This is a genomic window from Brachybacterium sp. HMSC06H03 (assembly GCF_001807385.1).
GTDB lineage: Bacteria > Actinomycetota > Actinomycetes > Actinomycetales > Dermabacteraceae > Brachybacterium > Brachybacterium conglomeratum.
The window spans coordinates 1-12954 of sequence record NZ_KV788881.1; the positions used below are offsets into that span (position 1 = coordinate 1).

The window sequence follows — 12954 nt, forward strand, 5'->3', positions numbered from 1 at the left end:
CACCGTCCCGTCGGCCACGGCGCCCCGGGGCGGAGGCGACGGCGCCGCCGGCGGGCTCCTCGACGGCGTGCGGGTCCTGGACCTCACCCGCGTGATCGCCGGCCCCACCGCCTCCCAGCTCTTGGCCTGCCTCGGCGCCGACGTGCTGCGCATCGATCCCTCGCACCGCCCCGAGATCCTCGCCCAGCACCTCTCGACGGGCATGGGCAAGCGCTCCGCGATCCTCGACCTGCGTGATGCCGCGCAACGGGAGAGAGCGCGCACGCTCGCCGCTGGGGCCGACGTGATCCTCACCGGGTACCGGCCCGGGGCGCTCGCGCGCCACGGGCTCGGCGTCGAGGACCTCGCCGACCTCGCTCCGCACGCCGTGATCGGCGCGCTCTCCGCCTGGGGCGGGAGCGGGCCCTGGGGAGAGCGGGCCGGCTTCGACTCGATCGTGCAGGCCGCGACCGGGATCGCCGCCCTGTGCGGAAGTGCGGAGCGTCCGGGCGCGCTGCCCGTCCAGGTCCTCGACCACGCCACCGGCCACCGACTCGCCGGCGCCGTGCTCGAGGCGCTCGCCGCGGGCCGCGCCCGCACGCTCCGGATCGGCCTGCTCGGCGCCGCGGAGGCGCTGCTCTCCCTGCCCGGTCCGACGGGTCGTGAGGTCGCGGCGCTCCCGATGCCGACGGTCCGGGTGCGCTCCGGGGCGCGGGAGCTGGTCGCCGTGCCGCCCCCGCTCCTGGTCGGCGGGCGGACCATCGAACGGGACGTCCCCGAGTACGGGGCGGCGGCACCGCGCTGGAGCCCCCGAGCGGCAGGGCGCCTCGGGGACGGCCGCCGGTGAGAGGCGGGGCGGCCGTCCCGCTGGGCTCGCCGAGCCGCGGGGCCGACGCGCTCTGCCCGGTGCTCAGCTCAGCAGCTCGCGCAGGTCCTCCGCGGTGACGGCCGAGCGGAAGGCCTCCCCGCCGTCGGTGAGCGAGTCGAACAGCTCGGCCTTGCGGCGCTGCAGCGCGAGGACCTTCTCCTCGATCGTGTCCTCCGCGATCATCCGGTACACCATCACCTGCCGGTCCTGGCCGATCCGGTGGGCGCGGTCCACGGCCTGGTTCTCCGCCGCCGGGTTCCACCACGGGTCCAGCAGGAAGACGTAGTCCGCCTCGGTCAGGGTGAGGCCGAAGCCGCCCGCCTTCAGCGAGATCAGGAACACCGGCGCGTCCCCGTCGCGGAAGCCGCTGACGGCCGCATCGCGGTCCCGGGTCGAGCCGTCCAGGTGCGCGAAGTCGATCCCGCGGGCCGAGAGCTCCCCGGCGACCCGGTCGAGATAGGTCGTGAACTGGCTGAACAGCAGCACCCGGTGCCCGCCGCCGATGACCTCCTCGAGCCGGTCGAAGAGCGCCTCGAGCTTCGAGCTGGGCACGTCCGCGTACTCCTCCGCGTCCACCAGCGAGGGGTCCAGCGCCAGCATCCGCAGCAGGGTCAGGGAGCGGAAGACGATGAAGCGGGAGCGGTCCAGGTCCGTGTCGATCAGGCCCAGCACCTTCTTCCGCTCTCGCTGCAGCACCGAGTCGTAGACCGCGCGGTGCTCCGGCGACAGCGTCACCGTGAGCACCTCCTCGTGCTTCTCCGGCAGCTCCTTCGCGACGAGCTCCTTGGTGCGGCGCAGCAGGAAGGGGCGGATCCGACGGCGCAGCTGCTCCATCCGCTGCGGCGCCTCGCCGGTCGCGATCGGGAGCGTGAAGCGCTTGCGGAACCCGATCGCGGTGCCGAGCAGGCCCGGCGCGACCAGGTCGAGGATCGCCCACAGATCGTCCAGGGAGTTCTCCATCGGGGTGCCCGTGATCGCCAGGCGCATGCCGGCGCGCACCCGCTTCGCGGCCAGGTGCGTGCGGGAACGGCGGTTCTTCACGAACTGCGCCTCGTCCAGCACGAAGCCCTGGAAACGGTGCGAGGCGAACAGCTCCTCGTCCAGTCGCAGCACCGCATAGCTGGTCACCACCAGGTCCACGCCCTCGAGGTCCTCCTCGGCGGCGCCGCCGCGGGATGCGGAGGTGCCCTCGAGCACCCGCACGCGCAGCCCCGGCGCGAAGCGCTCGGCCTCACGGCGCCACACCGGCAGCACCGAGGCGGGGGCGGCGACGAGGAAGGGCGGGGCCGACGGGGACTGCTCGCGGGCATGGGCGATCAGGGCGAGGGTCTGCACCGTCTTGCCCAGGCCCATGTCGTCGGCGAGCACCCCGCCGAGCCCCTGGTCGAAGAGCATGGCCAGCCACGCGAAGCCCTCGCGCTGGTAGGGCCGCAGCTCCGCCTGCAGGCCGCGGGGCGGCGTCGGCGCGGGACGGTGCTCGAGGGCGCGCAGCGGGTCGACGACCGCGGTCCACTCCGCGCTCGCCTCGGTCTGGTCGGCGATCTCGGCGAGCTCGTCCCACATGTCGACCTGGTACTTCGAGATCCGCTGGACCTCGGGCTCCCACTCGGCCAGGGCCTCGCCCTCGCGGATCAGTTCGCGCAGCGCGTCGAAGGCGGGGTGGTCCAGGGAGAAGTAGGTCCTGTCCGGCATCAGCAGCTTGTCCCGGCCGCGGGCGAGCGCCACGAACAGGCTCGGGAAGGGGATCTGCCGGCCCTCGACGGTGATGTCGAAGCCGAGGTCGAACCAGTCGTTCTTGCCGGGGGAGGCGTACTGGGTGATCCGCACCTGCGGGGCTCCGTCGAGCTCGCGGTAGGCGTGGCGGGTGCCGGTGACCTCGACCTCCACATGGTCCAGGGCGTCCAGCGCATCGAGCACGTGGGCGGTGAACTCGGCGGTGTCCACGCCGGAGAGGAGCTGGGCGGCGTCGCTGGGCTGATGGGGCCACAGGGTCATGGCCTCGGCGATCACCGCGTCCTCGTGGGCGGTGTCACGGTGCGCGCCCTGGCGCTGGTCGATCGGCAGGCGCCGGTCCGGGTCGTGGTAGCGCCAGGACCAGCGCAGGGCGAGCCGGTCCCCGTCGGCGTAGGCGGCCTCGAGGTGGAGGGCGGGCCGACGGGCCGCCGGCAGGGCGACGCTGCCGTCGAGGCTGGTCATGGGGCTCAGCGCGCGCAGCTTCGGGTAGGCGACGTCGAGGAACGCCTCGCGGTCCGCGGCGGGGACGCGCAGCGGCTCCCGACGGTGCAGGAGGGTGCGCAGGTCGCGCGGCACCGCGGCGGGCAGCGGGGCGATGCGGGCCGTGAGCAGCTCCTCGTCCGCGGGGAGCGCCTCGAGCACCCCGGCGCCGCCGAGCAGCCGGCCGTGCTCCGTCTCGAGGCCGTCGATCGCGAAGCGCGGGGCAACCTCGAGGGCACCGGTGGAGCTCTCCACCTGGGCGTCGGCGGGGGAGTGCCCGGCGGAGGGGGCCTCCGGGGCGCCCCCGTCCGCGGAGGAGCCCGAGGGGCCCTCGTCGGCGGACGGCTCCCGGCCGTCGGCGGCTCCGTCGGCGATCTCGTCGGCCGCGCCGGGGACGACCGCCCGCAGGTCCAGGCCCGCCTCGCCCTCGCGCGCGAGGGAGATCGCGGCCAGGCCGCTGCCGGGCAGCAGCTCGACCCCCGCGTCCAGCGCGTGGGCGAGAGCCTGCCACAGCAGGGGAGAGGTGATGGTGTTCAGCCACAGGTGGTCGACCGCGCCGGAGGTGTAGGAGCGCTCCACCGAGGCGGCCGCGAAGATCCTGGTCAGCGCCTCGCCCTGGGCGGGGTCGTACTCGCGGCCCGCGAGGCGGAACTCGAAGCTGCGCCAGGAGAGGTCGCCCTTGATCCACAGGCCCTTGCGTCCGCGGGTCACGGGGCGCAGGCCCAGCCAGAGATCGGCGCCGGCGGCGAGATGCGCGGGCGTGGCGACCTCGCGGTGGTGGCGGGAGGTCCCGGTGCCCGAGGCCGCCGCCTCGAGATCCACCCGCAGCGCGAGCGGCTTCGCGACGGTCCCGGACCGCGCGGAGGAGGCGCGGGAGCTCAGCAGGGGGCGCAGCACTGTGCGCCACTCCGCGGGCGGCTCCTCCCGCGCGGCGCGGACGGCGAGGTCGTTGGTCCGGTACAGCAGCGCTCCGACGTGCAGGCATGCCTCGCCCACCGGGCAGTCGCAGCGCGAGGAGAGCGGTCGCCACAGCCCGCCAGGCCCCGGGGTCTGGAAGCGGCGGGAGACGGCGTCCTCCTCGTACTCGGTCAGGACCGCCTCGGTGTGATGCGGGGCGCCGTCGGTGTCCGTGACCTGGGCCGACAGGGTCGAGCTCGCCTCGTCCCAGTCCACCGCGCCCACGCTCCCGCCGCGCGCGGCGGCGAGGCTCCTGCCCGCCGTGCGATCGCCCACGTGGTGGCTGATCGCGGAGGGCAGCAGTCGAGGGAGCAGGACCGTTCGGGACATCCCGCCAACGTAACCCGCGCCGCACCCCGCGCACGAGGGATCTCACCGGAATCACGACCCTCAGCGGGTAGTCTCACAGCGTCCTCCCGGTCGCCGCGGCATCGACGAGCCCGTCGGCCCCGTCGATCCCGGTCTGGGAGCAGCACCACCCCCGATACTTCCTAGGAGACCCCCGTGGCACGACTCTTCGGCACCGACGGAGTGCGCGGACGCGCGAACGACGACATCACCGCGGAGCTCGCGGTCGAGCTGTCCGTGGGCGCGGCGCACGTGCTCGGCACGCTCGGCGCCTTCGGCGGCACCCGCCCCCGCGCGATCGTCGCCCGCGACACGCGTCCCTCGGGGCACTTCCTCGCCGCCGCGGTCAGCGCCGGCCTCGCGTCCGCGGGCGTGGACGTGCTCGACGCCGAGGTGCTGCCCACGCCGGGCCTCGCCTATCTCGTGCAGTCCACGGGCGCGGACCTCGGCGTGATGATCTCCGCCTCCCACAACCCCGCCCCCGACAACGGCATCAAGTTCTTCGCCCGCGGCGGCACCAAGCTGCCCGACGAGGTCGAGGACGCGATCGAGGCCCGCCTCGGGGAGCAGTGGGAGCGCCCGCAGGGCACCGACGTCGGCACCATCACCCGCTACGAGGGCGCGATCGAGGAGTACGTGACCCACCTCGTCTCGACCCTGGACCGCTCCCTCGAAGGCCTCACCGTCGTCGCCGACTGCGCCAACGGCGCCGCCGCGATCTCCGGCCCCGAGGCGCTGCGCCGCGCCGGCGCGACCGTGCACGTGATCGGCGACTGCTCCGACGGCGGGCTGATCAACGACGGCGTCGGCTCCACCCACCTCGAGCCGCTGCAGGCCGCGGTGCGCGAGCACGGCGCCGACATCGGCGTGGCCTTCGACGGCGACGCCGACCGCTGCCTCGCCGTCGACGCGGCGGGCGAGATCATCGACGGCGACCAGATCATGGCGATCCTGGCCCTGGACCTCAAAGAGCGCGGCAAGCTCCACGAGGACACCCTGGTCGTCACCGTCATGAGCAACCTCGGCCTCAAGCTCGCCATGAAGGAGCACGGGATCGTGCTGGGGCAGACCGCCGTCGGCGACCGCTACGTGCTCGAGGAGATGAACCTCGGCGGCTTCTCCATCGGCGGCGAGCAGTCCGGCCACGTGATCATCGCCGAGCACGCCACCACCGGCGACGGCGAGCTCACCGCCCTCCACCTGCTCCAGCGCATCGCCGAGACCGGCCGCACCGCCGCGGAGCTCAAGGCCGTGATGACCCGCATGCCGCAGGCGCTGATCAACGTCAAGGACGTCGACAAGGCCAAGGCCACCATCGACCGCGGTGTCGGCGACGCGATCGCGGCGGCGGAGAGGGAGCTCGGGGAGACCGGCCGCGTGCTGCTGCGCCCCTCCGGCACCGAGCCCGTCGTGCGCGTGATGGTCGAGGCCCCCACCGACGAGCAGGCGCACGCCGTGGCCGAGCGCCTCGCCGTCGTGGTCCGCGAGCGCGTCGGCCTCTGAGCCCCGCCCGGGCCGGGGCCGACGCACACGGCCCGGCCCCCGCGGGCTCAGACCTTGCGCAGCAGCACCGAGTGGACCCGGTGCCGGCCGTCCTTGCGCAGCACGAGGTCGGCGCGGCCGCGGGTGGGGATCACGTTCTCGGCGAGGTTCGGGCCGTTGATCGAGCCCCAGATCCGCTGCGCGGTCGCCGCGGCCTCCTCGTCGGTGAGGTCGGCGTAGCGGCGGAAGTAGGAGCGCGGGTCGGAGAACGCGGTGCGGCGCAGCGCGAGGAAGCGATCCACGTACCAGCGCTGGACGTCCTCGGCCCGCGCGTCGACGTAGACGGAGAAGTCGAAGAAGTCCGAGACGGCCATGCCGAGCCGTCCGTCGCGGCGGGGCCGGGCCGGCTGGAGCACGTTCAGACCCTCGACGATGAGCACGTCCGGCTGCTCCACCACGGCCTTCTCGTCCTCGAGGATGTCGTAGGTCAGGTGGGAGTAGACCGGCGCCTCGACCCGCTCCTGCCCGGCCTTCACGTCCGCCATGAAGCGCAGCAGACGGCGCCGGTCGTAGCTCTCCGGGAAGCCCTTGCGCTGCATGATCCCGCGCGACTCGAGCACCCGGTTGGGGTACAGGAATCCGTCGGTGGTCACGAGCTGCACGCGCGGGGTCTCGGGCCAGCGGGCCATGAGCTCGCGCAGCAGTCGCGCGGTGGTCGACTTGCCGACGGCCACCGAGCCGGCCACGCCGATGATGTACGGGGTGCGCTGCTGGCGCTGGTCCAGGAACTCCTCCCGCGCCCGTCGCAGCGACTGCGCGGCCGCGACCTGGATGTTCAGCAGGCGGGAGATGGGGCGGTAGACGGCGTCGACCTCGGAGAGGTCCACCCGGTCGCCGAGGCCGCGCAGGCGGTCCACGTCCTCCTCGTTCAGCGGCAGCGGGGTCTGCTGGGAGAGCCGGGCCCAGTCCTCTCGGAGGATCTCCTCGAACGGGGTGACCGTGGCGTGCGCCGATGCTGCCTTCATGCGGGAGATTCTTCCAGCATTCCGGCGCCGCGCCGTGCAGCGGTGCGTCGACCCACCGGGCGGAGCCGCTCCCGGCTCCCGCCACGGCACCTCCCGGCGCCCTGCCCGGCAGGGGCCGACGGCACGACCGGAGGCAGGGGACGCGACGGGGCGACCAGCGCGCCCGTGCCCGTCTGCGCATTTCTGATCGGTCCCGTGCACGCTCGGCCACGCCTGCGCGGCGAGGGGTCGCGAGGTGAGGAACGACTCGCTGCGATCCTGCGTGCACGGCGTCGTGCGGGACGCGGAAAGCTACGGTGAGCGGCATGTGTGGAATCGTCGGATACGCAGGCCCCCGCGCCGCAGCACCCTCCTCCCGTCCCGTGGACGTGGCCCTCCAGGGCCTCGCCCGCCTCGAGTACCGCGGCTACGACTCCGCGGGCGTCGCCGTCCTGGACGACGGCGCTGTGCGCGTGACCAAGCGCGCCGGCAAGCTCGCGAACCTCCGCGAGGCGCTCGAGGGCTCCGCGGAGTCCACGGGGCACGTCGCCATCGCGCACACCCGCTGGGCCACCCACGGCGGCCCCACGGACGGCAACGCCCACCCCCACCTCGGCGGCCGCGACGGCGAGCTCGCCCTGGTCCACAACGGCATCATCGAGAACTTCGCCGCGCTGCGCGCCGAGCTCGAGGCCGACGGCTTCACCTTCTCCTCCGAGACCGATTCCGAGGCCGCCGCGCACCTGGTCGCCCGCGAGATGGAGGCCTCCGGAGACCTCACCGAGGCGATGCGCCGCACCGCCGCGAACCTCGAGGGCGCCTTCACGCTCCTGGCCGTCCACCGCGACGCGCCGGACGTCGTCGTCGCCGCCCGCCGCAACTCCCCGCTGGTCGTCGGCCTCGGCGAGGGCGAGAACTTCCTCGGCTCCGACGTCGCCGCCTTCGTCGACTCCACCAAGGAGGCGCTCGAGATCGGCCAGGACCAGGTCGTCACCGTCTCCGCCGACTCGGTCGCGATCGTCGACTTCGACGGCAACGAGGTCACCGACACCAAGCGCTACACCATCGAGTGGGACGCCGCGGCCGCGCAGAAGGGCGGCTACGACTCCTTCATGGCCAAGGAGATCCACGAGCAGTCGAGCGCCGTCGCCGACACCCTCCGCGGCCGCCTCGAGAACGGCACCCTCCAGCTCGACGACATGGAGATCGACCCCTCGGTGCTGCGCAGCATCGACAAGATCGTCGTGATCGCCTGCGGCACCGCCGCGAACGCCGGCGCCGTCGCGAAGTACGCGATCGAGCACTGGTGCCGCATCCCCACCGAGGTCGAGCTCGCCCACGAGTTCCGCTACCGCGACCCGGTCGTCACCGAGAAGACCCTGGTCGTCGCGATCTCCCAGTCCGGCGAGACGATGGACACCCTGATGGCGGTGCGCCACGCCCGCGAGCAGGGCGCGAAGGTGATCGCGCTGTGCAACACCCGCGGCTCCACCATCCCGCGCGAGTCCGACGCGGCGCTGTACCTGCACGTCGGCCCCGAGATCGCGGTCGCCTCCACCAAGGCGTACCTCGGCCAGATCGTCGCGAGCTACCTGCTGGGCCTGTTCCTCGCCCAGGTGCGCGGCAACCTCTTCCCCGACGAGATCGCGGCGCTGATGGAGGATCTCGAGCAGATCCCCGCCCAGATCCAGCAGGTCCTGGACAGCTCCGCGCAGGTCGAGCAGCTCGCCAAGGACATGAAGGACGTCTCCAGCGTGCTGTTCCTGGGCCGCCACGTCGGCTACCCGACCGCGATGGAGGGCGCGCTCAAGCTCAAGGAGATCGCCTACATCCACGCCGAGGGCTTCGCCGCCGGCGAGCTCAAGCACGGCCCGATCGCCCTGGTCGAGGAGGGACAGCCGGTGTTCGTCATCGTGCCCTCCCCGCGCGGCCGTCACTCCCTGCACTCCAAGGTCGTCTCCAACATCCAGGAGGTGCGCGCCCGCGGCGCCCGCACCCTGGTGATCGCCGAGGAGGGCGACGACGCGGTGCTGCCCTACGCCGACGAGGTGATCCGCGTGCCCGCCACGCGCACCCTCTTCGCGGCGCTGCTGACCGTGATCCCGCTGCAGATCTTCTCCTGCGAGCTCGCGACCGCGAAGGGCCTGGACGTGGACCAGCCCCGCAACCTCGCGAAGTCCGTCACCGTCGAGTGACCCGCCACCTCGGATGAGCTGTCCCGTCGGGTGAGCGTGCCCGTCGGGATCGCTCGTCCGACGGGCCTCTCCGCGTTCGCAGGAGCAGCTCTCCGGGCGGCGCCTCGCGCCGTCGACCACCGGCCGCCTCGCCCCGCGAGGCGGCCGGTGGTGTGATACTGCCCCTGTGAGCACCTTTCCCACCGCGACCCCGACGCCCGGCCCCGACGAGACCTTCGGTGGCCGGGCGTTCGCGCCGCGGGAGGACGGGACGATCGTCGGCGTCGGTGTGGACGTCGTGGACATCCCGCGCCTGGACGCGATGATCTCCCGCACCCCCGCCCTGCTGGACCGCCTCCTGACCCCGGGGGAGCGGGAGCTCTCGCCGGCCTCGCGCGCGGCGCGGGTCGCCGCGAAGGAGGCGGTGGGCAAGGCCCTCGGCGCGCCCGGCGACTTCTCCTGGCAGGACGTGACCGTCGAGCGCGCCGCCGGCCGGCGCCCGCACCTGCGTCTGCGGGGCGCGACCCTCGCCGCCGCCGAGCGACAGGACGTCGAGCACCTGCATCTCTCCCTCTCGCACGACGGCGCGATCGCGACCGCGATCGTCGTCGCCGAGCGCGCCTCCGCCCCGAGGAGCCTGTGATGCTGCGGGCCCACGGCGCCGAGGCGGTGCGCGAGGCCGAGCGGCCCCTGCTCGAGGCGGGGGAGCCGCTCATGCTCCGCGCCGCCGCGGCGCTGGCAGAGCGCGCCGTCCACCACCTGCGCTCGGCGCCCTTCGCCCCGCAGGTGCTGGTCCTGGCCGGGGCGGGCTCCAACGGCGGCGACGGCCTCCACGCCGCCGCGATCCTGCGCCGCGAGCACTCCCTGGACGCCGCTGCGATCACCACTGCTCCGCGCCGCCACGAGGAGGGGGCCGCTGCGCTGGAGGCGGCGGGCGGGGCCCTCCACCCCCTCGCGGGTCTCGACGAGGAGCGCCTCGCCCACCTCCTCAGCGGCGCCGACCTGGTGATCGACGCGATCCTCGGCATCGGCGGCCGCCCCGAGGCGCCCGCCGAGCTCCACCCACTGCTCGAGACGGTGAGGGAGAGCGGCGTGCCCGTCCTCGCCGCCGACCTGCCGAGCTTCGTCGACGCCACCACCGGGCAGGCCGCCCCCGAGGCGCTCCCGGCCCGGGAGACCGTCACCTTCGGCGCCGTGAAGGCGGGACTGCTGCTGCCCGGCGGCGCCGAGCTCGCCGGGACCGTGCACCTGGTGGATCTCGGCCTGGACCAGCACCTCCCCGCCCGTGCGGCGGTCGAGCGGCTCGAGGACGCCGACGTGCCCGCCCTCCTGCCGCGCCCGGGCCGCGACTCCACCAAGTACCGCCGCGGCGTGGTCGCCCTCGCCGCCGGCAGCGAGCAGTATCCCGGCGCCGCGGTCCTCGCCGTCTCCGGCGCCGCCCGCACCGGCGCGGGCATGGTCCGCTGCCTCGCCCCGCAGGCCGTGCTCGACCTGGTGCTGCGGGCCCGTCCCGAGACCGTCGGCCATCCTGTCGGCCCCGGTCGCGCCGGCGGCCGGGTGCTGGACGACGAGACCCTCGCCCGCACCCATGCCGTCGTGATCGGCCCCGGCCTGCCCAGCGACGACCCGCGCGTGCGCCGGGGCGTCGCGCTGCTGGCCGGGCAGATGGACGTGCCGTCGAACTCGCCGCGACGCGGCGTGCTCGACGCGGGCGCGCTCGGGGCGATCGACCCCGGCGTCCGCTTCGGCCCCGACGTGGTGCTCACCCCGCACCGCGGCGAGGCCGAGCGTCTCGCCCGCCGCCTCGACATCGACCCGGACCTGCCCGCGCCCGAGCTCGCTCGCGCGCTCGCCGCCGCGACCGGCGCGACCGTGCTGCTCAAGGGCGCGATCACCCTCGTCGCCCCCGGGGACGGCGGGCCGCTGCGCTCCCAGGACGACGCCACGCCCCAGCTCGCGACCGCCGGCACCGGCGACGTGCTCGCCGGGGTGCTCGGCACCCTGCTCGCCGCGGGCCTGCCCGGCCCCGACGCCGCCGCGCTCGCGGCGCTGCTCCACGGCCGCGCCGGGCGCCTCGCCTCGCGTGACGGACTGCACCCCCTGGTCGCCCTCGACGTCGCGGACTCTCTGCCGGAGGCCATCGGGACTATCCTGGCGGACGCCCAGGACCTGAACCGAGGAGCCCGATGACCATCCCGATCCCTGCCGAGGACCCACGGCACGTGCCCAACCGGGCGGTGATCGACCCCTCCGCGATCACGCAGAACACGCGGGCGCTGGGGACGCTCCTCGAGGAGCAGACGGCGTTGATGGCGGTCGTGAAGGCCGACGGCTACGGGCACGGGATGCTCACCGCCGCCCGGGCCGCGATCGAGGGTGGCGCGACCTGGCTCGGCGTCGCCCATCCCGCGAGCGCCCTGGCGCTGGCCCGCGCGGACCTCGACGTGCAGATCCTCACCTGGCTGTACGAGCCGCACACCGCGCGGATCGTGCTGCCCGAGGTGCTGCGCTCCGGCGTCGACGTCGCTGTCGGCTCCCTGGAGATGCTGCAGCTCGTCACCGAGGCCGCCCGCGAGGCCGACCGCCGCGCCCGCGTCCACCTCAAGATCGACACCGGCATGGGCCGCAACGGTGTCCTGCCCTGGCAGGTCCGGGAGATGGGTGCCGCGATCCGCGACGACGACTTCCTCCAGCTCACCGCCGCCTGGACCCACCTGACCAGCGCGGACGATCCCGAGGATCCCGCCACCGATCAGCAGGCGGAGCTGCTCGACTCGGCCTGCGAGGCGCTCGAGGACGAGGTGGGACCGATCCCGCTGCAGCACATCGCGAACTCCGCCGCGACCCTCACCCGCCCCGACCTGCACCGCGACATCGTGCGTCCTGGCATCGCGCTGTACGGCTATCCGCCGGTCCCGGCCGACGTGCCGCTGCGTCCCGCGATGACCCTCTCCAGCAGGCTCGCGCTGGTCAAGGAGGTGCCCGAGGGGCACAGCGTCGGCTACGGCCGGATCCACCGCACCCGCCGAGCCACGACTCTGGGCCTGGTGCCGATCGGCTACGCCGACGGCCTCCACCGCACCGCCTCGGACAGCATCGAGGTGCTGGTGCGCACCCGGAGCGGGGACCGCCGCGTCCCCCAGGTGGGCCGGATCAGCATGGACCAGATCGTCGTGGACCTCGGCCCCGGGACCGCCGCCCGGGCCGGTGACGAAGTGGTCCTGTTCGGCGACGCGGGCGGAGAGCCCGACGCCCCCTCCGCCCCGACCGCGGATCACTGGGCCCGCGCCGCGGAGACCATCCCCTACGAGGTGCTGACCTCCGTCTCCGGGCGCGTCACCCGGGAGGTGCGCGCATGAGCGCGGCGCAGGGGAGCGGCGCGGCCGGGAGCGCGGACGGCGCGGCGGGGGAGGCCGACGGCGTCCTCGTGCTGCACACCCGCGACGCGGACGGCACCCGCGCCCTCGCCCAGGCGCTCTCCGGGGCGCTGCGCGCGGGCGACCTGCTGGTCCTGGACGGGCCGCTCGGCGCCGGCAAGACCACCTTCACCCAGGGCCTCGGCGCCGGCCTCGGCGTGCGCGGCCCCGTCGCCTCGCCCACCTTCGTGATCGAGCGGGTCCACCCGAACCTCGCGGGCGGCCCCGACCTCGTGCACGTGGACGCCTACCGCCTCGGCGGCGAGGGCGAGATCGACGACCTCGACCTCGAGGCCGATCTCGACCGCGCCGTGACCGTCGTGGAGTGGGGCAGGGACCGGGTCGAGCATCTCGCGGACTCCGTGCTGCTGGTCGAGCTCGAGCGGCCCGACCGGGTCGACGACCCGCTGGACCCGGACGAGCCCCGCACGCTGCGGCTCACCCCGCGCGGGCCCCGCTGGGACGGCGCCGCGATCGCCGCGCTCGAGGCGGCGCTCGCTGCGGTGGCGGGG

At 74.6% G+C, this 12954-nt stretch carries 9 protein-coding genes; 7 read left to right on the plus strand and 2 right to left on the minus strand.

Going from position 1 to position 12954, the window contains the following annotated elements:
* On the plus strand, positions 1–826 hold an 826-nt coding region (locus HMPREF3159_RS11715; protein ID WP_210388873.1), incomplete at its 5' end, for a CoA transferase.
* A 63-nt stretch (positions 827–889) separates the two neighbouring features.
* On the opposite strand, the gene HMPREF3159_RS11720 is transcribed toward HMPREF3159_RS11715, so the two are convergent.
* Positions 890–4348: a DEAD/DEAH box helicase gene (locus HMPREF3159_RS11720; RefSeq protein ID WP_070501172.1), complete on the minus strand. Its 3459-nt coding sequence runs from the start codon at positions 4346–4348 to the stop codon at positions 890–892.
* A 174-nt stretch (positions 4349–4522) separates the two neighbouring features.
* Here HMPREF3159_RS11720 and glmM point away from each other — a divergent pair, with 174 nt between their 5' ends.
* On the plus strand, positions 4523–5869 hold the full coding sequence (glmM, locus tag HMPREF3159_RS11725) for a phosphoglucosamine mutase (RefSeq protein ID WP_070501173.1): 1347 nt from the start codon (positions 4523–4525) through the stop codon (positions 5867–5869).
* A 47-nt stretch (positions 5870–5916) separates the two neighbouring features.
* On the opposite strand, the gene coaA is transcribed toward glmM, so the two are convergent.
* Positions 5917–6873, minus strand: coding sequence for a type I pantothenate kinase (gene coaA / locus HMPREF3159_RS11730; RefSeq protein ID WP_070501174.1), 957 nt, complete (start codon positions 6871–6873; stop codon positions 5917–5919).
* A 305-nt stretch (positions 6874–7178) separates the two neighbouring features.
* On the opposite strand from coaA, the gene glmS reads away from it, so the two are divergent.
* From glmS to tsaE, 5 genes are all read left to right on the plus strand, one after another.
* Positions 7179–9047, plus strand: coding sequence for a glutamine--fructose-6-phosphate transaminase (isomerizing) (glmS, locus tag HMPREF3159_RS11735; protein ID WP_070501175.1), 1869 nt, complete (start codon positions 7179–7181; stop codon positions 9045–9047).
* 166 nt (positions 9048–9213) lie between these two features.
* Positions 9214–9669 (plus strand): holo-ACP synthase, encoded by a 456-nt coding sequence (locus HMPREF3159_RS11740; RefSeq protein ID WP_010550270.1) that lies wholly within the window; start codon positions 9214–9216, stop codon positions 9667–9669.
* A complete protein-coding gene (locus HMPREF3159_RS11745) occupies positions 9669–11216 on the plus strand; it encodes an NAD(P)H-hydrate dehydratase (RefSeq protein ID WP_070501176.1) in 1548 nt (515 codons plus the stop codon). The genes HMPREF3159_RS11740 and HMPREF3159_RS11745 overlap by 1 nt, the downstream gene beginning before the upstream one ends.
* Positions 11213–12385, plus strand: coding sequence for an alanine racemase (alr, locus tag HMPREF3159_RS11750; RefSeq protein ID WP_070501177.1), 1173 nt, complete (start codon positions 11213–11215; stop codon positions 12383–12385). Before HMPREF3159_RS11745 ends, alr begins: the two co-directional genes overlap by 4 nt.
* The coding region (gene tsaE, locus HMPREF3159_RS16760; RefSeq protein ID WP_083305930.1) for a tRNA (adenosine(37)-N6)-threonylcarbamoyltransferase complex ATPase subunit type 1 TsaE at positions 12382–12954 on the plus strand (573 nt) is incomplete at its 3' end. The genes alr and tsaE, both read left to right, overlap by 4 nt.